The organism is Blautia sp. AF26-2 (genome assembly GCF_003460955.1).
In the GTDB taxonomy this organism is placed as follows: domain Bacteria; phylum Bacillota; class Clostridia; order Lachnospirales; family Lachnospiraceae; genus Fusicatenibacter; species Fusicatenibacter saccharivorans.
In genome coordinates this window covers 25,536-47,942 of sequence record NZ_QTWD01000012.1, presented here as the reverse complement: position 1 = coordinate 47,942, position 22,407 = coordinate 25,536, and the positions used below count along the sequence as shown (strand labels likewise).

At 51.4% G+C, this 22,407-nt stretch carries 25 protein-coding genes, 2 pseudogenes and 1 riboswitch; of the genes and pseudogenes, 22 read left to right on the top strand and 5 right to left on the bottom strand.

What is annotated here, in order from left to right; all coding sequences use genetic code 11:
* Window positions 1-5: 5 nt before the first annotated feature.
* The 9 genes and pseudogenes from DWY63_RS14675 to DWY63_RS18955 all read left to right on the top strand — a co-directional run.
* On the top strand, window positions 6-482 hold the full coding sequence (locus tag DWY63_RS14675; RefSeq protein ID WP_055221452.1) for an Lrp/AsnC family transcriptional regulator: 477 nt from the start codon (window positions 6-8) through the stop codon (window positions 480-482).
* A 110-nt stretch (window positions 483-592) separates the two neighbouring features.
* A complete protein-coding gene (locus tag DWY63_RS14670; protein ID WP_055221393.1) occupies window positions 593-1,099 on the top strand; it encodes an SEC-C metal-binding domain-containing protein in 507 nt (168 codons plus the stop codon).
* An 82-nt stretch (window positions 1,100-1,181) separates the two neighbouring features.
* The gene (locus DWY63_RS14665) at window positions 1,182-1,733 is read left to right on the top strand and encodes a 4'-phosphopantetheinyl transferase family protein (protein WP_117802514.1); all 552 of its coding nucleotides are present in this window, start codon (window positions 1,182-1,184) and stop codon (window positions 1,731-1,733) included.
* A gap of 57 nt (window positions 1,734-1,790) precedes the next feature.
* Window positions 1,791-2,798 carry a stage III sporulation protein AA gene (gene spoIIIAA / locus DWY63_RS14660; protein ID WP_055228503.1) on the top strand — a complete coding sequence of 336 codons (1,008 nt, stop codon included), beginning with the start codon at window positions 1,791-1,793 and terminating at the stop codon, window positions 2,796-2,798.
* Window positions 2,798-3,313 (top strand): stage III sporulation protein AB, encoded by a 516-nt coding sequence (locus DWY63_RS14655; protein ID WP_055221399.1) that lies wholly within the window; start codon window positions 2,798-2,800, stop codon window positions 3,311-3,313. Before spoIIIAA ends, DWY63_RS14655 begins: the two co-directional genes overlap by 1 nt.
* Window positions 3,314-3,340: 27 nt before the next feature.
* A complete protein-coding gene (gene spoIIIAC / locus DWY63_RS14650) occupies window positions 3,341-3,535 on the top strand; it encodes a stage III sporulation protein AC (protein ID WP_022463192.1) in 195 nt (64 codons plus the stop codon).
* A 29-nt stretch (window positions 3,536-3,564) separates the two neighbouring features.
* The gene (locus tag DWY63_RS14645; RefSeq protein ID WP_055221401.1) at window positions 3,565-3,948 is read left to right on the top strand and encodes a SpoIIIAC/SpoIIIAD family protein; all 384 of its coding nucleotides are present in this window, start codon (window positions 3,565-3,567) and stop codon (window positions 3,946-3,948) included.
* Window positions 3,935-5,101: a stage III sporulation protein AE gene (locus DWY63_RS14640; protein WP_055221402.1), complete on the top strand. Its 1,167-nt coding sequence runs from the start codon at window positions 3,935-3,937 to the stop codon at window positions 5,099-5,101. Before DWY63_RS14645 ends, DWY63_RS14640 begins: the two co-directional genes overlap by 14 nt.
* Window positions 5,073-5,204, top strand: a pseudogene (locus tag DWY63_RS18955) (DUF6783 domain-containing protein); the annotation flags it as partial. The gene DWY63_RS14640 and the pseudogene DWY63_RS18955, both read left to right, overlap by 29 nt.
* Here the strand turns inward: DWY63_RS18955 and DWY63_RS18950 are convergent.
* Window positions 5,154-5,282: pseudogene (locus DWY63_RS18950) on the bottom strand (DUF6783 domain-containing protein); the annotation flags it as partial. The pseudogenes DWY63_RS18955 and DWY63_RS18950 overlap by 51 nt on opposite strands.
* A gap of 14 nt (window positions 5,283-5,296) precedes the next feature.
* Here DWY63_RS18950 and DWY63_RS14630 point away from each other — a divergent pair.
* Genes DWY63_RS14630 through DWY63_RS14620 form a run of 3 tightly spaced genes read left to right on the top strand, consistent with a single transcriptional unit; the run spans window position 5,297 to window position 7,158 of the window.
* Window positions 5,297-5,851, top strand: a complete 555-nt coding sequence (locus DWY63_RS14630; protein ID WP_022463195.1) for a stage III sporulation protein AF — start codon at window positions 5,297-5,299, stop codon at window positions 5,849-5,851.
* Between the two features lie 4 nt (window positions 5,852-5,855).
* Window positions 5,856-6,425 carry a hypothetical protein gene (locus tag DWY63_RS14625; RefSeq protein ID WP_055228505.1) on the top strand — a complete coding sequence of 190 codons (570 nt, stop codon included), beginning with the start codon at window positions 5,856-5,858 and terminating at the stop codon, window positions 6,423-6,425.
* A gap of 13 nt (window positions 6,426-6,438) precedes the next feature.
* Window positions 6,439-7,158 (top strand): SpoIIIAH-like family protein, encoded by a 720-nt coding sequence (locus DWY63_RS14620; RefSeq protein ID WP_238033485.1) that lies wholly within the window; start codon window positions 6,439-6,441, stop codon window positions 7,156-7,158.
* A 71-nt stretch (window positions 7,159-7,229) separates the two neighbouring features.
* Here the strand turns inward: DWY63_RS14620 and DWY63_RS14615 are convergent, their stop codons facing one another.
* On the bottom strand, window positions 7,230-7,898 hold the full coding sequence (locus tag DWY63_RS14615) for an energy-coupled thiamine transporter ThiT (protein WP_055221407.1): 669 nt from the start codon (window positions 7,896-7,898) through the stop codon (window positions 7,230-7,232).
* A 65-nt stretch (window positions 7,899-7,963) separates the two neighbouring features.
* A riboswitch (TPP riboswitch) is annotated at window positions 7,964-8,073 on the bottom strand.
* Window positions 8,074-8,225: 152 nt separating this feature from the next.
* Between DWY63_RS14615 and DWY63_RS14610 the strand changes: the two genes are divergently transcribed.
* From DWY63_RS14610 to DWY63_RS14590, 5 genes are all read left to right on the top strand, one after another.
* Entirely contained in the window at window positions 8,226-8,843 is a 618-nt protein-coding gene (locus tag DWY63_RS14610) for a DUF4867 family protein (RefSeq protein WP_055221409.1), read from the top strand.
* 109 nt (window positions 8,844-8,952) lie between these two features.
* Complete coding sequence (locus tag DWY63_RS14605) at window positions 8,953-10,419, top strand: L-fucose/L-arabinose isomerase family protein (RefSeq protein WP_117802543.1); 1,467 nt, start codon at window positions 8,953-8,955, stop codon at window positions 10,417-10,419.
* A 124-nt stretch (window positions 10,420-10,543) separates the two neighbouring features.
* Complete coding sequence (xylB, locus tag DWY63_RS14600) at window positions 10,544-12,013, top strand: xylulokinase (RefSeq protein ID WP_117802512.1); 1,470 nt, start codon at window positions 10,544-10,546, stop codon at window positions 12,011-12,013.
* A 21-nt stretch (window positions 12,014-12,034) separates the two neighbouring features.
* Window positions 12,035-12,922: an AraC family transcriptional regulator gene (locus DWY63_RS14595; protein WP_117510257.1), complete on the top strand. Its 888-nt coding sequence runs from the start codon at window positions 12,035-12,037 to the stop codon at window positions 12,920-12,922.
* 96 nt (window positions 12,923-13,018) lie between these two features.
* Window positions 13,019-13,318, top strand: a complete 300-nt coding sequence (locus DWY63_RS14590) for a YerC/YecD family TrpR-related protein (protein ID WP_022463203.1) — start codon at window positions 13,019-13,021, stop codon at window positions 13,316-13,318.
* A 60-nt stretch (window positions 13,319-13,378) separates the two neighbouring features.
* On the opposite strand, the gene DWY63_RS14585 is transcribed toward DWY63_RS14590, so the two are convergent.
* On the bottom strand, window positions 13,379-13,999 hold the full coding sequence (locus DWY63_RS14585) for a DUF1836 domain-containing protein (RefSeq protein ID WP_117510256.1): 621 nt from the start codon (window positions 13,997-13,999) through the stop codon (window positions 13,379-13,381).
* Between the two features lie 179 nt (window positions 14,000-14,178).
* Between DWY63_RS14585 and pcrA the strand changes: the two genes are divergently transcribed.
* Window positions 14,179-16,407 carry a DNA helicase PcrA gene (gene pcrA, locus DWY63_RS14580; RefSeq protein WP_117802511.1) on the top strand — a complete coding sequence of 743 codons (2,229 nt, stop codon included), beginning with the start codon at window positions 14,179-14,181 and terminating at the stop codon, window positions 16,405-16,407.
* A 67-nt stretch (window positions 16,408-16,474) separates the two neighbouring features.
* Here the strand turns inward: pcrA and DWY63_RS14575 are convergent, their stop codons facing one another.
* A complete protein-coding gene (locus DWY63_RS14575) occupies window positions 16,475-17,359 on the bottom strand; it encodes an N-acetylmuramoyl-L-alanine amidase (protein ID WP_117802510.1) in 885 nt (294 codons plus the stop codon).
* 190 nt (window positions 17,360-17,549) lie between these two features.
* Here DWY63_RS14575 and DWY63_RS14570 point away from each other — a divergent pair, with 190 nt between their 5' ends.
* Both DWY63_RS14570 and DWY63_RS14565 read left to right on the top strand, forming a co-directional pair.
* Complete coding sequence (locus tag DWY63_RS14570) at window positions 17,550-18,206, top strand: NAD(P)-dependent oxidoreductase (protein ID WP_147343081.1); 657 nt, start codon at window positions 17,550-17,552, stop codon at window positions 18,204-18,206.
* Between the two features lie 2 nt (window positions 18,207-18,208).
* Window positions 18,209-18,730 carry a phosphatase PAP2 family protein gene (locus DWY63_RS14565; protein WP_055221420.1) on the top strand — a complete coding sequence of 174 codons (522 nt, stop codon included), beginning with the start codon at window positions 18,209-18,211 and terminating at the stop codon, window positions 18,728-18,730.
* On the opposite strand, the gene DWY63_RS14560 is transcribed toward DWY63_RS14565, so the two are convergent.
* Window positions 18,666-20,228 carry a PucR family transcriptional regulator gene (locus DWY63_RS14560; RefSeq protein ID WP_117510252.1) on the bottom strand — a complete coding sequence of 521 codons (1,563 nt, stop codon included), beginning with the start codon at window positions 20,226-20,228 and terminating at the stop codon, window positions 18,666-18,668. The two genes, DWY63_RS14565 and DWY63_RS14560, sit on opposite strands and share 65 nt — an antisense overlap.
* A 335-nt stretch (window positions 20,229-20,563) precedes the next feature.
* Here DWY63_RS14560 and DWY63_RS14555 point away from each other — a divergent pair, with 335 nt between their 5' ends.
* Both DWY63_RS14555 and DWY63_RS14550 read left to right on the top strand, forming a co-directional pair.
* Window positions 20,564-21,511: a diacylglycerol/lipid kinase family protein gene (locus DWY63_RS14555; protein ID WP_158568382.1), complete on the top strand. Its 948-nt coding sequence runs from the start codon at window positions 20,564-20,566 to the stop codon at window positions 21,509-21,511.
* The gene (locus DWY63_RS14550; protein ID WP_022463211.1) at window positions 21,508-22,380 is read left to right on the top strand and encodes a glycerophosphodiester phosphodiesterase family protein; all 873 of its coding nucleotides are present in this window, start codon (window positions 21,508-21,510) and stop codon (window positions 22,378-22,380) included. The genes DWY63_RS14555 and DWY63_RS14550 overlap by 4 nt, the downstream gene beginning before the upstream one ends.
* Window positions 22,381-22,407: the final 27 nt, after the last annotated feature.

The window sequence follows — 22,407 nt, the reverse complement described above, 5'->3', positions numbered from 1 at the left end:
GTGAACTGGATACAGCAGACCGGAAAATTGTGGAACTGCTGCAGGAAGATGCAAGGCTTCCGCTCAAAAGTATTGCAGACAAGGTAAGTCTCACTTCGCCGACGGTTTCGGCGAGAATCGACCGCCTGGAAAAGGACGGGGTGATCACCGGCTACCGTGCGAGTGTGAACCCGGAGGTTTTCGACTATCGGATCAAGGCATTCATCAATCTGGAGGTTGAGCCGGTGCGGAAAAAGGAATTCTATCCGTACATCACTGACTGCCCGAATGTGATCGAGTGCAACTGCGTGACCGGCGACTATTCGATGCTGATGGAGGTTGTGTTCCACACGACATCTGAGCTGGATCAGTTTATTGGCCAGCTTCAGCATTTTGGAAGAACGAAGACGCAGATCGTGTTCTCTACATCGGTGGAACACAGAGGAATTCCGCTCGGCGATACCAGAATCCCGATTCTGGAGCAGGAAGAAGAAAAAGGTTGATTTTCTGCGGACTTTCCGATATACTAAAGCGTGTTACAAAAACCGGAATCCCGCTAGGGGACGGCGCGAAAAAACGCGCTCAGAGAAACAGATAAAGGATGGATAATAACATGAGTTTATTACAGAATTGGCGTGATATCGCCTATAATCAGGAAGCAGACAAAAAACAGCTCCAGCAGTTCTGGACCAATTATTTCCTGATTGAGAAAAACATTTACGAGCAGCTTCTTTCCAACCCGGATGAAGTGGTAAAAGGAACCGTAAAAGAGCTGGCAGAGAAATACAAAGTGGACGTTATGACCATGGTTGGTTTCTTGGACGGCATCAACGACAGCCTTGTGATCCCGAACCCGATCGAGGAGATGGAAGAGGATACCGTTGTTACACTGGCTTACGATAAAGAGCTTCTGTACAAAAACATGGTAGACGCAAAAGCAGACTGGCTGTACAACCTGCCGATGTGGGATGAGATCTTCACAGAAGAGCAGAAGAAAACGCTTTACATGGAGCAGAAAAAATCCGGCACTGTAATCAAAGGCAAAAAAATCGGAAGAAACGATCCATGCCCGTGCGGAAGCGGAAAGAAATACAAATACTGCTGCGGTAAAAACGCATAAGAAAGAATTTTCGAGAAGAGACCGGGGAGCCGAAAGTTGAAAGGCTTCGCGGTCTCTTTTTCTATGAAGAGGGAGAAGCAGAATGCAGGAGACGGTAGTTTATCTGAAAAAAATTACGCAGCCGGAGGGCGAAAAAAAAGAGCTGGAACGGGAACTCTCGCAGTGCGGATGGGAGCTGTTCCGGATGGGAATGAAGGAACAGTATGGGCTGGATGGAGAAAAGATAACGATCGAACGGAATGCGCACGGAAAACCGTACCTGCCGGGGCATCCGCAGATCTGTTTTAATATTTCTCATTCGGGGGAATACGCTGCCTGCGCTTTTGCTTCCATTCCGATCGGCATGGATCTGCAGCAGCACCGCCGCGCTGCCTGGGAGCGCATGGCAGAACGGTATTTTTCCGCCGAAGACCAGAAACGCCTTGCCGCAGTGGAGAATGCTGAAACGCTGTTTTTCCGGATCTGGACCGAGGAGGAGAGCTACGGCAAGTGGAGGGGAACCGGTCTTTCGGGTTCTCTTGGAACGGAAAAGAAAGAGGGCCTCTGCACGCATTTCAGTCCGGAGAAAGGATATGAAGGCGCCGTCTGGGCAGCGGAGCCCGTGAAAATCTGCATGAAAAGAATAGAACCATAAAAACCGTGCATAACCTGTCCCGCCATCTCATATATATAACGATAAGAGGTGGTGAAGATGAAAAGGACAGGAAGACAAAAGGATATTGTTACGCCAGAGAAAAAACAGGAGCAAAGGGAACTTTTGCGCCTGTTTTCTGCGAATATACGGAAAATTCTGAAAAACACAGATCTGCTGGCCGATGACCTGCAGGAAATCCGTCTGCGGACCGGCGCGCCGCTTCTGGTGGTCGCAAAGGATCAGGAGTACTTTCTGACCCCGGACGGAGCACTGACCGGGGAGTGGGAGAAAGGTTATCCCGTCTCACCGACGGATATCCGCGATACGATGGATTACATAGGAAGTTTTTCCCTCTACGCCTACGAGGATGAACTGCGGCAGGGTTTTCTGACCGTGGAGGGCGGCCACCGGATCGGCATTGCCGGAAAGACGGTAATCGAAGGGGAAAAGGTGAAAGGCATCAGCCATATATCCTGCATCAACGTGCGGGTTGCTCATGAGAAAAAGGGCTGCGCGGACCGAGTGATGCCGTACCTTTGGGAAGACGGCCGTTTCCTGCACACCCTGATTGTCTCCGCACCCGGCTGCGGCAAAACGACGATGCTGCGCGATATCATCCGCCAGATTTCGGACGGGGAGTCGCCGTATCCGGGGCTGACCGTCGGTGTGGTCGATGAACGGAGCGAGATCGCAGGCTGCTATCTCGGCGTTGCGCAGAATGATGTCGGCATCCGCACCGATGTGCTCGACTGCTGTCCGAAGGCGGAGGGCATGATGATGCTGATCCGCGCCATGTCGCCCGATGTGGTGGCAGTCGATGAGATCGGAACGGGCGAGGACATCCGTGCGATCGAGTCCGTCGTTAACTGCGGGTGCAAGCTGCTCGCGACCGTGCATGGCAATTCCATGGAGGATATGAAGCAGAAGCCTCTCCTGAACCGCCTCGTGGAATCCCACGTTTTCGAGCGGTACATCGTGCTGGATGCGAAACCCCACGCCGGAAGCGTACAGGCTATTTTTGACGGAAGAGGAACGACACTGTACCGAAGGGAGGCGTTTCTGTGATGCGGCTTGCAGTTTTACTGGCGGCTTCTCTTGCCTGCGTCGGGATCGGCTTTGCAAAGAGTGCGGCGCTGTCGGCCCATGTGAAAGATCTGGAAACACTGCAGAAAATTATCCAGTATCTGCGTGGAGAGATTGTGACGGCGGCTTCCCCGCTGCCGGATGCGTTCTGGGAGACGGGAAGGCGGATGCGGGATCCGTACCGGGATTTTTTACAGGATATTTCCGAGGATATGCGCCGCCCGGACGGAAAGACACTGCCGGCGATTCTGGAAGAGAATACGGCAGTCCACCTGGCGGACACACGCCTTACAAAAGAAGAAAAAGAAGAGCTGCAGGAGGCCGGATGCAGCCTTGGCACCGGGGACCGCGCCATGCAGAAGGCGAATCTGGACCGGTATGAGGCACGCCTTGTGCAGCGGATCGCGGAACTGCAGAAAGGATTGCCGGAAAGGAAGAGGCTCTGTCAGAGTCTTGGAATCATGGGAGGCCTTTTTTTATTTTTGATTCTGGTTTAGGGCGTGTCTGAAAACGGAGGAGCAGGCGTGGAGGTCGGGATTCTATTTAAAATCGGGGCAGTCGGGATTCTGGTATCGGTCCTGTGCCAGGTATTAAAACACAGCGGCCGGGAAGAACAGGCATTTCTTGCAAGCCTTGCCGGTCTTGTGCTGGTGCTGTTCTGGATTCTTCCCTATATTTCCGCGCTGTTTGAGGACATCAAACAACTGTTTACAATTTAAGAGCAGGGAGAAAAAACGGAGGGGATCATATGGATATACTTCGGATCGCTGCGCTTGGTACGGCGGGCGTGCTGCTTGGAATCACAGTAAAGGGAGCAAAGCCGGAATTTGCCCTTCTTGTGACGGTCGGTGCCGGCCTCTGCATTCTTGCCGGGACCGTCGGAAAAATGCAGTATCTGCTCGGCATGCTCGCACAAATGAAATCGTATCTCCCGGTGGACTCATCGTATCTGAATACGCTGCTGAAAATGCTTGGGATCACGTATGTGGGGCAGTTTTCCGCCGGGATCTGTAAGGATGCGGGCTATTCTTCCATTGCAGGGCAGATTGAACTGTTCGCCCGCCTGGCGGTCCTTGCCGTCAGTATGCCAGTGCTGCTCGCTCTGCTGGAAACGGTTCATGATTTTCTGTAAAAAAGCCGGATGGGGCATGGCGCTGCTTTTTCTGTGTCTCATTTTCGGAACGGGAAGAACGCAGAAAATCGAAGCAGCGGATACCGAAACGGATCAGGCAGCAGCAGCGCAGGACGAACTTCTTGCAGAACTCGACTTCGATGCAATCCAGCAGGAAGTGGACAGCCTGCTGTCCAGCCAGCAGTTTTCTTTTGCCGGTACGGTGCGTTCTCTTTTGCAGGATGGCGATCCCTTCCGCACCTTCCGTGCCGGAAATGCCGTTCTCTCCTGTGCCAAAACAGCATTCCTTGCGCAGAAGGGGCTGATGAAGGAGCTGTTTCTCCTCGTTCTGGCAGGCGCGGTGCTCGGCAGTTTTTCCTCTCTCTTTGAAGGAAAACAGGTCAGGGACGCCAGTTTTTATATGGTCTATCTGCTTGCGCTTGCACTGATTCTGAAAAATTTCCAGTCGAGCGGGGAAAACCTGAAAGCTGTCATCACATCGCTGGTCGCTTTTATGCGGATTCTGACGCCATCCTACTATCTGGCGGCCGCGGCCGCCGGTGGTGCATCATCAGCCGTGATGTTTTATCAGATGCTCCTTCTAGTGATTCTGGCTGTCGAAAAGCTTCTGCTCGCCCTCGTCCTCCCGATGATCCATATCTATCTGCTCATCGCCCTTGTAAACGATCTTTCCGGCGAGGAGATTTTGTCCCATATGACAGAGCTGCTGGAAACCTGCGTGAACGGCCTTTTAAAATCGTCGCTCGGCGTACTTGTGGGAATGCAGATGATCCGGAATCTGATCGCACCGGCGCTCGATTCCCTGCGGCAGATGGCACTCTGGCGGACTGCCGGAATGATTCCCGGCATCGGAAATGCGGTGAATGCTGTAACCGAGTTGGTGGCAGGCTCCGCGGTGCTGATCCGCAACTGCTTTGGCGTGACGGCAATGCTGGTACTGCTCGCAGCAGGCATGGTCCCCGCCGTCCAGCTTCTCGTTTCGGGTCTTTCCTTCCGCCTTCTCGCCGCGGCGGCGCAGCCCGTCTCGGACAAGCGGATCGCGGGATGTCTTGCGGCGGCAGGAAAAGGATATGCGATGCTTCTGCGTCTCCTTCTGACCGTAGAAGTCCTGTTTCTGCTGACGATTGCAATCCTGGCGGGAACTTTTTCCTAGAGCTTGTCTGAAAAAGGCTTTTCGCAAGCTGCGAGTCCCAGTTTGTGGGAGATTTTATCCGAATGAGGGCGGCGTAGCGGGCTACGGCAACCGAATGAGGGTAAAATATACCGCAAAGTGGGGCTTGCAGCTTGCGGAAATGGTTTTTCAGACACGCTCTAGCGTGTAGTTGGGCATGCAGCGGCGGGAGGCGGCATGGTAGAAGAGATTCTGCAGTGGCTTAAGAATATTTCAATTTTTCTGATTTTTATGACAACTGTGCTGAACCTGATCCCGGAGAAGGAGGACAAGAAGCCGGTTCAGTTTTTTCTTGGAATTGTGATGGTACTGATTTTTTTTCAGCCCGTGCTAAAAGCGGGAGGTTTGGAGCAGAAAATGGCGCAGACGCTCGACCGTCTGACGCTGGAAGAGGAGGCAGCAGCAATGGAAAATGTACAGATTCGTGCAGAAAGCTTTGAAAAACAGTATTACGTGGGCGCCTGGGAAAAAGAGACGGAGCGCCAGATCCGGATGTATCTGTCAGAGAGCGGCATTCCGGGGGCAGCCGTTTCGGTAACGCTGGAGCCGGGAAACACCGGTGAGGCAAAAGAGATCCGCATTGAAGCGCCGATGCGGCAGACGAGCATTTACCGCGAAGAACAGAAAAAACAGCGGGAAATGCTCGATGAAAAGCTGACAGAGATCAAAAGTGTTTTAAGTGAGGTCTACGGAACCGATCCGGCGCATATTATGGTAGAGATTTCGGAATAGGCCTATGAGGGAAAAGGCAGCGGCGTTTTTCCGGAAACAGAAAAAGGAGCAGTGGATGCTGTACTTCCTGCTGGCGGCAATCGGCGTTGTCCTGCTGCTGCCGACGGGAACAAAAAAGACCAGTGAGGAGACAGAACAGCCGCAGGAGACGGCTGCGCGTCCGGCGGGGGATGCGGGACTTTCGGTGCAGGAGGAGATGGAACAGCGCCTTTGCGACGCACTTTCCCAGATGGACGGTGTGGGCGCAGTGCACGTCGTGGTGACGCTGGAATCCACAGGAAAAAAGATTGTGGAAAAAGATGTCCCAACGCGGAGCACAACGGAGGAAAACAAGAAGGGAGAGGAGACCGGAAGCGTTACATCCTCGTCGCAGGATGAGGCAACTGTCTATGAAAAGACACAGAACGGAGCCGAGACACCGTATGTGGTTTCCGAGGAGTACCCGGCGGTGCGCGGCGTGCTCGTTATCGCAGAAGGCGGGGGAAACCCGGTGACGATACAGGAGATTCAGGAGGCCGTGATGGCATTATTTCAGGTGGGCGCAAATAAGATTAAAGTAGTCAAAATGAAGTAAAGGAGTCAAATGCGTGGAAAAATTAGAACAGGAAATGAATGCACCTGAGAAAATGGCAGAGACACCATCGCCGAAAAAGACGGCCGGGAAAAAGAAAAAATTCCGGAAAAACCAGGTCATCATCACCGCCCTTGCGATCATGATTGCCGTCGCCGGATACATCAACTATGCTGACAGTACCCTGTCCACGAAGGAGAAGGCAGACGGAACCACGGCGGATGCCAGCACCGTTTTAAAAGACATCTCCAGCCTGGACACCGACATCACCGACGAGGTGGATGCCGGCACAGCAGGGGACTCGTCGCGGACCGTCACCGAAACGCCGGGAGAGGCAGTCCTTGCCGGGGCATCTACATACATGGCCCAGGCCAGAATTGACCGCGAACAGATCCGTTCCCAGAACAAAGACACCTTAAATGAAATCATCAACAACACCAACCTCTCCGAAACCGAGCGCCAGAGCGCTGTCCAGAGCATGGTGGAAATGACGGAACTCGTAGAAAAAGAGTCAGCAACTGAACTCCTCCTCGAAGCCAAAGGCTTCACCGACGTCGTTGTAAACCTGACCGGCGAAACCGCCGACATCGTCGTTCCGATGAAAGAAGTAACCGAGGAACAGCGTGCCCAGATCGAAGACATCGTAACCCGTAAAACCGGAATCGGCGTAGAAAACATCGTCATCACCCCCATGAGCTCCGCCGCCGACACAGCCGCAGAGGAGAGTGCTCAGTAAATTTTGATATCCACGTAAAAAATCCGGAAACGCAAAATCATGCGTTCCCGGATTTTTTCACGTAATTCTATTTAATTTGCACCATGTGCTGTTCTTGCAACCGTCTGCAGTGCTTTCTTCACCGGCGGCAGCGAGATCAGAATCACCGTCAGCACACCTTCAGCCAGCAGATAGCTGTAGTTGTAAATAATCGGATACAGCGCCTTTAAAGACTGCGGGAAATTCTCCGGCATATAATCCATCCAGTACAGATACCCGCCTAACGTATGGAAAAATCCCCTCGCCAGCACAGCTACAATATACCCGATCAGCAGCCCGTTTTTCTTCTTTCCAAAGAATCCGGCCACACCCAGCGCCGCAAACGCAAACACATAATCACAGCACACCTGGAACAGCGACAGCACATACGGCCCCTGGATAAACTGCAGCAGTCCATAAGCAAAACCAACGAGAATACCCGTCTTCGCCCCATACCAGTTCGCAATCAGCACAATAAACAGCATCGAAAACAACGTAACCGATCCCCCGTACGGCAGCTCAAACACCTTCACATACGAAGTCACAAACGCCAGCGCCATCCCCATCGCACAAAACGCCAGCTTCCTTGCATCCATTCCCGTCCCCTTACTCTTCTGAGCAGAAAGAACCGAAGCAATCACCACCAGCGCCACCATCAGCACCACGCATCCAACATAACCGGCCGTCGTCAGTCCGCCGTCAGCAGTAACAAAAAAACTCATAAAAAAACCTCCTTCGCATTCCGCTTGGAGGGGCTCACATAAAAACGCAGTCCCGAATCACCTCCGAAACCACGTTCCAGCTTCCCTACGCAGGAATTATCCCGTTCAGGTAGTGAGGGTCCGTGAGCTTATCCTTGTCCCACGTTCTCAGCCAAAGGCTCCCCTAGCGTCTTATTATTTTAACGTATCAAAGTATACCAACCTCCCCCTTATTTGTCAACCCGCCCGTTTTTTCACCCAAATACATGTTGACAAGAAGTACATACAAGTGCTATATTACAATTAGTTCAATCATTAAACTAATTGTACGAAAGGAGCACCAAAACAATGCAGATTCTGAAAGTAACAGACGAAGCATTCCGCCAGTACGGCAAAGTCATCAAAGACCTCGACGTCAGCGACATCATCACCGCCATGTCCGAGACCCCATGTCCCGACGACGTAGTCTACGAGCCTTCCATTGAAAGCCTCGAAGCCTGCAAAAGCGCCCAGTCCGTATCCGACAGCCTCTACGGCGGCATGCCGATCCAGATCGGCTACTGCAACGGCCACAACCATTTACTGAACGCCGTAGAATACCACCGCGACAGCGAAATCAACATCGCCGTAACCGACCTGATCCTGATCCTCGGAAAAGAACAGGACATCACCGAAGACCACACCTACGACTCATCCAAAATGGAGGCCTTCTTAATCCCGGCCGGAACCACCATTGAAGTCTACGCAACCACCCTCCACTACGCACCATGCAACGTGGCAGCCAGCGGCTTCAAATGTGTCGTAGTCCTTCCAAAAGGAACCAATACCGACATCACCCTGGAAGAAAAACACACCCCGGAAGACGACCTGCTCTTCGCCAGAAACAAATGGCTCTTAAGCCACCCGGATGCAAACATCGCTGGAAGCGTAGCAGGCATCAAAGGAGAAAACCTCTCGGTAAAATAAAACCAGAGACAAAACCAGAAATCAGAAACACTGCCCCAAAAGAGCAGTTCTGAACATAAAAAGAAACCAAAAACCAAGAAAACCAAAAAAAGGAGGATCTTCAAAAATGATCAACAATACACCGGAAATCAAATTAGGTATCGTTGCAGTAAGCCGTGACTGCTTCCCGAACAGCCTTTCCGAGAACAGAAGAAAAGCAGTCGTAAAAGCATACGACGGAGAAATCTACGAATGTCCAATCATCGTCGAGAATGAAATCGACATGATGAACGCACTCGAAGACCTGAAAAAAGCAGAGTGTGATGCACTTGTTGTATACCTTGGAAACTTCGGACCGGAGACCGAGGAAACCCTGCTTGTAAAATACTTCGACGGACCTTGCATGGTAGTAGCAGCAGCAGAAGAGACCGGCGACGACCTTGTAGGCGGACGCGGCGATGCATACTGCGGCGTTCTGAACGCAAGCTACAACCTGAAACTGCGCAACCTGGACGCATACATTCCGGAGTACCCGGTTGGCGATGCAGAAGACGTAGCAGCCATGATCAAAGATTTCGTACCGGTTGCAACTGCAGTTGTAGCTGTTAAGAACCTGAAAATCATCAGCTTCGGACCGCGTCCGGCCAACTTCCTGGCATGTAACGCACCGATCAAACAGCTGTACAACCTCGGCGTAGAAATCGAAGAGAACTCCGAGCTTGACCTGTTTGAAGCATTCAACAAACACGCAGGCGACGAGAGAATCCCGGCAGTCGTAGAAGATATGGCAAAAGAGCTCGGCGAAGGAAACCTGAAACCGGAAATCCTGCCGAAACTGGCTCAGTACGAGATCACCCTGTTAGACTGGATCGAAGCACACAAAGGCTCCAGAAAATACGTAACCCTGACCGGAAAATGCTGGCCGGCATTCCAGACACAGTTCGGATTCGTTCCCTGCTATGTCAACAGCCGTCTGACCAAGATGGGCATCCCGGTATCCTGTGAGGTAGATATCTACGGAACACTGTCCGAGTTCATCGGAACCGTTGTATCCAAAGACACCGTAACACTCCTCGACATCAACAACACCGTTCCGAAGGATATGTATGAGAGCGAAATCAAAGGCAAATTTGATTACACCTTAAAAGATACCTTCATGGGATTCCACTGCGGAAATACCGCTTCCACCAAACTGGCATTCTGCTCTATGAAATATCAGATGATCATGGCAAGAACCCTTCCGGAAGAAGTAACACAGGGTACCCTCGAGGGAGATATCGTTCCTGGAGACATCACCTTCTATCGTCTGCAGAGCACATCTGACGCAAAACTGCGCGGATACATCGCAGAGGGCGAGGTTCTTCCTGTAGCAACACGTTCCTTCGGAAGCATCGGTATCTTCGCTATTCCGGAGATGGGCAGATTCTACCGTCACGTACTGGTAGAGAAAAACTATCCGCATCACGGCGCAGTAGCATTCGGACACTTCGGAAAACCGTTATTCGAAGTATTCAAAATGCTCGGTGTTGAAGTAGATGAGATCGGCTACAACCAGCCGAAGGGTGTTCGTTACCCGACAGAGAATCCGTGGGGCTAATCCGTTCCGGAAGATTCACTGAAAAATAAGAAAGATATGCAGTAACGCATAAGCAAAAGGGCGGAGCAGAGATCTAGGTCTGCTGCCGCCCTTTTTGAAAAAGAGTAGAAAAAGGAGATTCGACATGTATTTTATTGGTGTTGACCTTGGTACTTCCGCTGTCAAACTGCTTCTGATGGACGAGGAAGGCAAAATTGTAAATATTGTATCGAGAGAGTATCCGCTGTATTTCCCGCATCCAGGCTGGTCTGAGCAGAAACCGGAAGACTGGTGGGAGCAGAGCAAAGAGGGAATCCGCGAGCTGGTAAAAGACGTAGACAAATCCCAGGTAGCCGGCATCAGCTTCGGCGGCCAGATGCATGGCCTTGTCATCCTGGATGAGAACGATAACGTCATCCGCCCGGCGATCCTCTGGAACGACGGCCGTACCGCAAAACAGACCGATTATCTGAACACCGTAATCGGAAAAGAAAAACTCTCCGAGTACACCGCAAACATTGCATTTGCAGGCTTTACCGCACCGAAGATTCTCTGGGTGAAAGAAAATGAGCCGGATAACTTCGAAAAAATCTGCAAAATCATGCTTCCAAAAGATTACCTGGCATACCGTCTCTCCGGCGCATTCGTAAGCGACTACTCCGATGCATCGGGCATGCTTCTAATGGATGTCAAGAACAAATGCTGGTCCAAAGAGATGGCAGAAATCTGCGGTATTTCCCTGGAGATGCTGCCGGAGCTCCATGAGAGCTTTGACGCTGTCGGAACCTTAAAACCGGAAGTAGCAGCAGAACTTGGACTGCCGGAGACCTGTAAAGTTGTAGCAGGAGCCGGAGACAACGCAGCAGCCGCAGTCGGAACCGGAACCGTAGGCGACGGCATGTGCAACGTTTCCCTTGGTACAAGCGGAACCGTATTCATTTCCAGCAACAAATTCGGCGTAGACAGCCACAATGCCCTGCACGCATTCGCACACGCAGACGGCCACTATCACCTGATGGGATGCATGCTGAGTGCAGCTTCCTGCAACAAATGGTGGATGGATGAAATCATCCGCACAAAAGAATATACAAAAGAGCAGGAGAACATCACAAAACTTGGCGAGAATAATGTCTTCTTCCTGCCGTATCTGATGGGCGAGCGTTCCCCGCACAACAACCCGGATGCAAGAGGAACCTTCATCGGCCTGACCATGGACACCACAAGAGAGGATATGACCCAGGCTGTTCTCGAGGGCGTTGCCTTTGCGATCCGCGATTCCTTTGAGGTAGCAAAATCCCTCGGCATCCAGATCGAGAGAACGAAAATCTGCGGAGGCGGTGCAAAGAGCCCGCTGTGGAGACGCATGATCGCAAACGTGCTGAACATCAAAGTGGACCGTATCGAGTCCGAGGAAGGCCCGGCACTTGGCGGAGCCATGCTGGCAGCCGTTGCCTGCGGTGTCTTTTCATCCGTAGAAGAGGCGGCAGAAAAAATTGTTCGTGTGACAGAGACCATCGAGCCGGAACCGGAACTGGTTGAGAAATATGAGCGCCAGTATCAGAAATTTGCAAAGATTTATCCGACCGTAAAAGATCTGTTTACAGAGCTGCTGTAATAAAAAGAGGTAAGAAATAAGATGAAGAAAGTGGAACATGGGAAAACATTTGACCGGAATGCAGCAAACCCGCCGGCGTTTGAAATCTTTCACAACACCGTGACAGAAGGCTATCCGAAGCACTGGCATACCGCAATTGAAATTATCATGCCGACCAGAGGCGAATATGAGGTTGTTGTCGGAAAAGACAGCTATAATCTCAAAGAGGGCGACATCATTATGATCAATTCCGGCGTTGTACACGGAATGAGATTCGTATCCCAGGGAGAACGGATTGTCATGCTGGTGGAACCGGGCTGTGTGGAGAATCAGGAAGAAATGGAAACGATTTTCCTGCGGCTTCCGGCCATCTACTTCAAAAAAGAGGATGAGGAAGATCCCTTCTATCTGTTTCTACGCAGCCAGATTCTGGAACTGGTGCGGGAATACGATAATGAGGGCGCAGTGATGACGCACAGAATCTGCACCGGCCTCAAAGAGCTTTTTTCAGAGTTTGGCCGCAAGGGCTTTTCGGATGCCAACGCGCAGAATACGTTCGGGGCAATGAAGCAGCAGGAATATATAGAGGCTGTTTTAAGCGTCTGCCGTTATATCAATGTCCATTACATGGAGAATCTTTCTCTCGAGGAAGTAGCTGCGGTCAGCGGATTTTCCAAGTTCCACTTTACCAGAATTTTCAAGCAGTACATGAACATGACATTCTATGAGTACCTCAATTCTAAACGCGTCAAACGCGCAGAGGAGCTTCTGTATGACAAAAAGATGAGTATCACGGATGTGGCGATGAATTCCGGATTCTCTTCTTTAAGTGCCTTCAACCGTACCTTCAAGACGGTAAAGGCCTGTTCGCCGAGCGATTACCGCAGACAGCGGGAGTCGATGGTACAGGCTTTGCTGATGCAGGGATAAAAGGACTTGTATTTCACACTTTACTGTGCTAAAATGGTAGTATTCCAAGTTATAAGAATGAGATGGGGACTTAATTTTCGTACAGGAGGGCTTGAAATGAACAAGAAACTTCATTCAGAAGCAGTAGACCAGCTTTTTGAGGCAATTTTGTGTCTGAAGAATAAGGAAGAATGCTATACTTTTTTTGAGGATGTATGCACCATCAATGAACTGCTTTCGCTGTCGCAGCGGTTTGAAGTGGCGAAAATGCTGCGGGAGAAGAGAACGTATCTGGAAATCTCCGAAAAGACGGGAGCATCCACGGCGACGATCAGCCGCGTGAACCGTTCCTTAAGCTATGGAAACGACGGATATGAGATGGTGTTTGAACGGATGGAAAAGAAAGAAAATGTGTAAAATCAAAAAAGACGGTGCGATTCCAACGCAGCCGTCTTTTTTGATTTTACACGTTTGTTCTTAATTTTTCTTTTTCGGATCAGAAGGCGCCGCGAGGGATGCCAGTTCATCCACCATGTGCTCGATCATCTGTTTTTTCAGATAGACATCGAAACTCAGCAGACAGATAAACGAAAAGAGCTGGAGAAATTCCCGGTCCTCCTCCGGTGAGCTGCCGAACATGGACTTGGATACATCCGCTTTTTTCAGAAGATCTTCTTTTACGGATGCAATTTCTTCTTTTTCCATCTGGAAAATTTCGTCGTAGATATCTTGGATGGAAAAGCCGCTCTCCGTGCCGAAATACCGATCGGTGATCGGGGCGAGCAGTGTCTGGATATCCGTGATCGAGAGGATGTTTTTAAAGTAGTAAATAAAAACCAGAAGCATCATGTGCTCCGGCGAATATTTCTTTTTGACCGGCGGCGGGAGCAGCTTGTTTTTTGCATAGTTGTTGATCATTGTTTTTGTCAGAACCTTATCGGACTCGAAACGGCGCGAAGAAGCGAGCTGTGCGTCCATAAAGGTCGTGACCTGGTCCATATATAAAGCAATGTTCGGGATTTCCCCCGGGCGGATGCCTTCGAGAGAATCCAGTGAATTCAGTAAATCATGAAGAATTTTATCTGAGTCTATCGTCATTTGTTATCACCTCACGGTTCCCATTATATAGTTTTTAATACCAGATAGCAAGGACTTTGCGAAAAAAAGTTTCCATGATAAAAATGCAACGTATGTTCGTTCTTACTTGTAACCGGGGCGGATTTGTTATATACTGAGATGCATGTGAAAAGATTCGAAGCAGATGAAGGAGAAAGAACATGAATCAGACAGAAACAGGATTAAACCCGATGCAGATGGAAGCTGTGGAGCACACCGAAGGGCCGCTTCTGATCCTTGCAGGTGCCGGTTCGGGAAAGACGAGGGTACTGACGCACCGCATCGCCTCCCTGATCCGGGACAAAGGCGTCAATCTATGGAATATTATGGCGATCACCTTTACGAATAAGGCCGCCGGAGAAATGCGTGAGCGTGTCGATAAAATCGTGGGATACGGATCGGAGCGGATCTGGGTCAGCACCTTCCATTCCAGCTGCGTGCGGATTCTGCGCCGCCATGCTGAACGTCTGGGATACGCCAACAATTTTGCAATTTACGATACCGATGACCAGAAATCGCTGATCAAGGACATCATGAAACGGCTCCAGATGGATCCGAAACTGTACCGCGACCGTGCGATCATGGCGGCAATTTCGTCCGCAAAGGATGAGATGATCGAGCCGGACCAGTACCGGATTGACGCGGGAATCGACTGGAAGCTGCAGAAGTATGCGGCAGTTTATGCGGAGTATCAGGCAGAGTTAAAGAAAAACAATGCGATGGACTTCGATGATCTGCTGGTACAGACCGTAAAATTATTCCAGCAGTTCCCGGAAGTGCTCGATTATTATCAGGAGCAGTTCCGCTATATCATGGTCGATGAGTATCAGGATACCAACACGGTTCAGTTCCGCTTTGTGAGCCTTCTGGCGGCAAAATACCGCAATCTCTGCGTTGTCGGCGATGATGACCAGTCGATCTACAAATTCCGCGGGGCGAATATTGAAAATATTCTGAGCTTTGAGCATGTATTCCCGGATGCGAAGGTCATTAAACTGGAGCAGAATTACCGTTCCACGCAGAATATTCTGAATGCGGCAAATGAAGTGATTGCGAATAACCAGGGACGAAAAGCAAAACGCCTGTGGACAGAGAATCCGGAGGGTGACCTGATCGATCTGCGGCAGTTCCAGAGCGGTTTTGAGGAGGCGGAGTACGTGGCAGGAGAAATCACGCGCGGCGTCCGCACGGAGGGAAAGAAGTACCGTGATTATGCAATTCTCTACCGTACCAACGCACAGTCCCGTCTTTTTGAGGAGAAACTGCTGCTTGCAAATGTTCCATATAAAATCGTGGGCGGTGTTAACTTCTATGCGAGACGCGAGATCAAGGATCTGCTGGCGTATCTGCGTGTGATCGAGAACCCGGAGGATGACCTTGCGGTACTGCGTATCATCAACGTTCCGCGGCGCGGTATCGGAGCGGCGACGATCAACAAAGTGCAGGACTGGGAGGCAGAGCAGGGCATCCGTTTCTACGATGCGCTTCTCGAGGCCGAGTATGTGCCGGGGCTGATGCGGTCTTTAAATAAGATTAAATCCTTCACGTCCTTTTTACAGGTACTCCGCGCGAAAGCAGATTATCTGTCGGTCAAAGAGCTGCTGAATGAAATCATCGAGGAGACCGGCTATGTAGCAGATCTGCAGGCGGAGGGAACCGAAGAAGCGGCAGCCCGCATCGAGAACATCGACGAGCTGATTTCAAAGATTGCGGATTATGAGGAGAGCGCCGAACAGCCATCTCTCGGTGGTTTTCTGCAGGAGGTTGCGCTGGTGTCTGATATCGACTCGGTGGATGAGGAGAGCGATTACGTGTTGTTGATGACACTGCATTCCGCAAAAGGACTGGAGTTCCCGAACGTATTCCTTGCCGGCATGGAGGATGGTATTTTCCCAAGCTACATGACGATCACCGGGGATGATCCGTCGGAGCTGGAGGAGGAGCGCCGTCTCTGCTACGTGGGCATCACGCGTGCGATGCAGCATCTGACATTGACATGTGCGCGCCAGAGAATGATCCGCGGCGAAGTGCAGTACAACAAGATGTCCCGTTTTGTCAAAGAGATTCCGCGGGAGCTGATTTCCCTGGAGCGGGAGCGCGGGGAGATCGAAGACCGGAAACCGAAGATGGACATTCCGACGAGAGGCAGCGTCTATGCGGCGATGAAGCAGGCATTCCGCGAGAAGCCGCAGCAGGCGAAAACCTTCAGCGCGCAGAAGGCGACGAAACTCGATTACGAAATCGGGGATACGGTGCGCCATATCAAGTTCGGTGTCGGCATTGTCACGGATATCGTGGACGGCGGAAGAGATTATGAAGTTACCGTCAACTTCGACCAGGCTGGTACGAAGAAAATGTTTGCTTCGTTTGCAAAACTGAAAAAGTTATAAGGAGAACGAGAGCGTGCCGGAAAATAAAATTCCGGCACGCTCTTTTTTCGACTGATGCGTCAGACGCTCAGGTGGTAATCAGGGTGGAATAGCCGTCGCGGCGCAGGCGGCGTTCCATCAGAATGGCATTTCCGAGCTGGCGGTAAGCGCCGACCTGGACTTTGAAAAAGCCGTCCTCGGCGAGAAGAAAAGCGGGATAGCCCTGGTCGAGAAGGTCGTAAAGCATACGGTCGGCATTCTGGCGGATGCGGAAAAGGCCGGTCTGGACACGGTAGAAGGTTTCCGGTGTATCGGAAGGATTTTCCTGTTCCGGCGGCGTGGGATGGGGCGAAGCGGAAGCAGTGACGGTATCCGCTGTTGAAACGGACGGACGGGCGGCCTCCGTTTCCGCAGCGCGCCGGTCAGCCTCCGTGACCGTCTCGAGATCCAGCGTTCCAAGCACTGCATCCGCGATGGCGCGGGCGATTTCTTCCTGCTTTTCATCGTAGAGCGTATTGTCCTGCTCATTGTTCAGAAAGCCGGTTTCAATCAGAAGAGCCGGCATTTTCGTCCGCCGCAGAACAACAAGCCCTGGCCGTGCCTTGACACCGAGATTCCGGAATCCCAGCTCCGAGAGCGCGCCGTTAATGTTTTCTGCCATTGTCTGTTTGATGCCGGAGTTGTCATAGACAAGCGTTTCCACGCCGGTATACTGGTTCGGTTCCTCCGAAGAATTCCGGTGAAAAGAAATAAAAAAGTCGGCATCCGCCTGATTGGCCATCTGCGCCTTTTCAAACGGCGTCTGATAAACATCGGTTGTGCGGGTATAAATGACAGAGACACCCTGCCGGGAAAGAAGCTCGCCGACCGCGATGGCGAGGGAAAGATTGTCATCCTTTTCCCTGCGTCCCTCATAGACAGCGCCCGGATCACTTCCCCCGTGTCCGGCATCGATTACGATAGTATAGGGCATAAGATCAAAGCTCCTGAAAATACGGTTCTACTTACGATATGAAGAAAGGACGAAAAAGGTTATACTTTTTTTAGTTTTATTTCATTGTATCGTATACGGGCGGTGTGTTAGAATAGGAGATAACATTAGGAAAGTGTGTCAAAAAATCTGCGGAGGATACAAAAGACACACAGATGAGAGTGAGGATTTCATGAGAATTACAATATTCAGTCTGGGGGGACTGCTTGGGCAGTATGTGACCAACACGGCGCTTCTTCACGGCGCACAGGTGACCGCCTACGTGCCGGATGCAAAAGCGATCTGGCCGAGAAAAAATCTGACCGTGATTGAGGGAAGCCTTCAGAACCGGGAACGCGTGCTGGAGGCACTGCTGGAAGCGGATGCAGTCATCAGCGTGCTGACTCCGATGCGTGTGAAACATGTAAAAGAAGAGGAGACACCGCTGGCTGATGGAAACGCAATGATTCTCTCGGCCATGAAGCAGCTTGGAAAAACGCGGTTTGTGACGGTAGGCCATGTCTGCATTCATGCGTTTGGAGACTGCGAGGACAAATACCAGAGAATGAGTACGAAATTCATGCAGATTTTCTGGCCATGTGTCTATAAAGATATGCAGAAGATGGGACAGGTTCTGGCACGGAGCGATCTGAACTGGACACTGGTGCGGACGTGTCCGGGAAGAGACGGGAAAGTGAAAAAGGTAGGGCAGAACTGCAGTATTTCGCTGGACGGCAGCCAGTTCCGGCCTGGATACTCGAGAGAGGCCCTGGCGGAATTTCTGTACGAGGCGGCCGCCGATCAGCAGATGTACAGTAGAAAAATGCCCATTTTTTACAGAGAGGGGTAAGAATGGATTTTTCAATTTTATATGCACTGCAGCATCTTCACAATGCAGTGCTCGATCGGGTGATGGTGGGAATTACTTCGCTTGGAAATGCGGGATGGATCTGGATTGCGCTGACTGCCGTTTTCTTAATCCTTCCGAAATACCGGAAATGCGGTGTAAGAATGGCGATCGCGCTGATTTTAGATTTGATTTTATGTAATCTGGTGTTAAAGCCGCTGGCAGCGCGCCCGCGTCCGTGCTGGATTGACGAGCAGGTAAAGCTGCTGGTTGCCGCTCCGAAGGACTATTCCTTCCCATCGGGCCATTCGGCAGCCTCGTTTGCGGCGGCAGTCTCTATTTTTGTGATGCACAAAAAAGAAGGAGCTGCCGCACTGATTCTGGCCTGCTTGATTGCATTTTCCAGACTGTATCTGTTTGTGCATTTCCCGACCGATGTCCTGGCGGGAATTGCGGTTGGTTTTATCTGTGCTTTTCTGGCTGCGAAGATCCAGAACGGTTTTCTTCTTCATTCTCGAGGTCGATAAAACGGAACGAAAGCATCAGATACAGAATTTCATCCGGGCTGGAAAGATCAGATTCTAAAATTTCCTTGATCTTTTCCAGGCGGTAGAGCAGGGTACTGCGGTGGATAAAAAGCTCACGAGCCGTCTGGACGACATTGCAGTGGTTGTCCAGATAGCAGCGGAGCGTCCGCATATAGTCACTGCCGGAGCTGTCGTCGTGCTCCTGCAGAAAGAGAAGTCTCTCATGGCACAGCATGTAGCCTGGGAGCTTTTTTGTTGCCTGATCGAGGATGTAGTCAAACGAGATATCGTTGAACGGATGCATCCGCTTGTCCGGGTATTTTCGCGTGCCGAACTGCAGGGCGATTTTTGCCTGGATATACTGGCGGCGCAGATTCATGTGGCCGTTCATGCAGCGCGAAAAGCCGGCATTTAAGGAGCTGTCCTCCACAAAGTGCACCATGCGTTCCATCAGATCGGTCATGGAAAAATCGGACAGCGTGAGGTTAAAGAACGCAACGATACCGCCGCCGTGCGGAAACGCGGAGCAGCCGGTCAGAATATTTTCCAGATAGGCGCAGACCGAGTTTGCCGTCAGGTTTTTCTGATCCATATCGGAGAGCTGCAGATAGAGGCAGCAGTAGGTGTGGCGGGAATGCCAGCCGAGCGCATCGAGAGCCTGGCTGACCGCAATATAGTCGGCCATCCGGTCGTCGAGGGCACGGAGCAGCACAGTGTGAAGCGACTGCGCCGGCGAGGTTTTCTGCATCACATTGTGCAGGAAGGCGTGATGGATCATTTCTGCAAGAAATTCAAGAAGAAAGCCTTCGGAATCAGAAAGATCCTTTTTCGTGTCGAGGAGCAGCAGGCGGTAGGCGCTCTGACCATGCTGCGTGATGTTGACGCAGAGGGAACCAAGTCCCGTTACGTGATCCGGAAAGCGGAACCATCCATCGAGATCGCGGACGGACGCGTATTCGCTGCTTTCTGTCAAGGAGAGCAGAAGCGGGCGCGTTGCATCGAGGGAGCCAAACACCTTCTCGGGAAAAAAGGAAGGTTCTTCGGACGCTGCGGCGATGATGGAAAAATCCATGCCGACCACCATCAGGGGGTGGGCAAAAACAGGCAGGGAGAGATTTAAAAGATGCTGGATCGATTTTCCGTCGAGCCGTGCCTGCATCAGCTCCTTCTGCCAGGAATCGTACGTCCAGAAAAGCTCCTGCAGGAACGAAAAAACAGCGGATACGCTGCTCTTAACGGCGATCGAAACCGGAGCCGGAAGTTCCTCCGGCAGTTCTTCGGTACAGAGAAGAAAAAGGGAGCTGCTTTCTTCCGGGAGGGAGGAAAGAGAGCCGATCTGTTCTTCTGTGCAGAGAAAGACACGGTGCGCAGTGGCTGCGGAGCCTGTCTGATAAAGAACAGGCAGCTCCAGTGTGCCGGAGAGCGGCAGGTTTTCCGGTGCAAGAACCGAAAAAGCGCTGCTTAGTTTATAAGCGAGAAATGCGGGGGAGAGCTTCATCTTATCATCCTCCCTGCGCGTGTCATATCGTAAAAATTCATAAAAACCTCCTCAGAAATGAGTGACGTTCTGCGGACGAAACCGCGGTACTTTTTATTTTAGCAGAACAAAAAGGTCTGTCAAGAAAGAAAAGACAGGGGTGCGGGAATTTTTACGGCGGCAACAAGTTAAGATTTTGTGAAGATAGTTGTGGTTTGCGGGGAAAACTGCTACAATATGGCTGATTTGGTTACTGTTCACTCAGCAGTGAAACACTTGTTGTTTCGCTGCGTAAGAACATGATTCAGGTGATTTGAAGTGGTTTTTTACAGAAGAAAAAGGAAGGTATGACTTTGATGTATCATATTATAGTAAATAAAAAATCGCGGTCGGGGCGCGGCGAGAAGCTGTGGCCGGTGATTGAGGGCGAGCTTGAGCGGCGCAGGACGGAATTTCGTGTATATCCGACAAAGTATCACGGAAGCGCACGGGAGACGGCAGCACGGCTGACCGCGAAAGGGGTATGGAATCCCGATGATGTCCTTCTGGTGATCGGCGGAGACGGTACGGCGAATGAGGCGGTCGATGGAATCACCAGCCTGTCGGATGTAAAGTTCGGTTATATTCCAACGGGAAGCGGCAACGATTTTGCGCGCGGTGCCGGAATTCCCTCCGATCCGCTGCAGGCGCTGGAAGCTGTGCTGAAAGGGGAGGAAAAGGAGATCAACATTGGAACGGCGCTTCTTGGCAGCCAAAAGCGGAGATTTCTCGTCAGCACCGGCATCGGTTTTGATGCAGGCATCTGCCACGAGGCGCTGGCATCAAAAATCAAGAATACGCTGAACCGGCTGCATCTGGGAAAACTTACGTATGTGATGATTGCACTGCGGCAGCTCTTTTATCTCGAACCGTTCACGCTGGATGCAGCTCTGGAAAACGGAGAACACCGTTCGTTTGAAAATGTTCTTTTTGCAGTGGCAATGAATTTTCCGTACGAAGGCGGCGGCTTCTGCTTCTGCCCGGAGGCGGACGGGACGGATGATCTGCTCGACGTGATGGTGGTTTCCAATCTTGCCAAATGGAAAGTCAGCTATCTTCTGCCGATGGCGCTGTTTGGACGCCACACGGGATTTCCTGAGGTACATATGGAGCGGTGCAGCAGCCTTTCCTTTCAGACAGACCGCGCGGAACCGGTCCACCTGGACGGAGAATCGGGCGGACACCGCACGGAGGAAAGGATCGGACTGGAAACGGAGCGTCTCCGCCTTTTGGGCGGCTGGGTGAAAGAAGGGATGGAAAGATGATGTTCTGGATCATATTTTTTGCAGTGCTTGCCGTCCTGGCAGCAGGTTATTTCTTTTCCATTCTGCCGGCTACATCGAGACGGCAGGAATGTCTGAAATTTGCGGAATGGAATTATGCGCACCGCGGTCTGTGGAACGCGGCGGAGGGAGTTCCGGAGAATTCTCTTCCGGCTTTTGCCCGCGCGGCAGAGCAGGGATATGCCATCGAGCTGGATATTCAGATCACAAAGGATGGCCGGATTGTGGTGTTCCACGACGACACGATGAAGCGGATGTGTGGAAACGAGGGAAAAATCAGCGATTATACGTATGAGGAACTCCAGCAGTTCCATCTGGGCGACAGCACGGAAAAGATTCCGCTGCTTCGTGAGGTACTGCAGACGGTAGACGGCCGCGTGCCGCTTTTAATCGAAATCAAGATGCCGGGACTTTCCACGGCGGTCTGTGCGGGATTTCAGAAGGAGATGGAGGGGTACACCGGTATGTTCTGCATGGAATCCTTCAACAGCCTGGCCCTCCGCTGGTGCCGCCGCCACATGCCGCAGACGTTGCGCGGCCAGCTTTCCGGCCGTTTTTCAAAGGATGATAAGGTGCATCTGATCCTGCGGATAATGGCGCGTCATCTGATGCTGAATTTTATCGGGAAACCGGATTTTATCGCCTACGACCACCGCTATGCCGACTGCCCGGGCTTCCTGATCGACCGTATGCTGTTTCGGACACCGGCATTTGCATGGACGGTAAAAGATGAGCATGTATATAACCGGACACGGAAAAAATTCGACGCGGCGATCTTTGAACATTTCCATCCCAAGGACGGTTTTCAGAAACCGATGAATTGTTTCTTAAAAAATAATAAAGCTTATTGACTTCGGTTTTCGGTGTGCTATAATTTC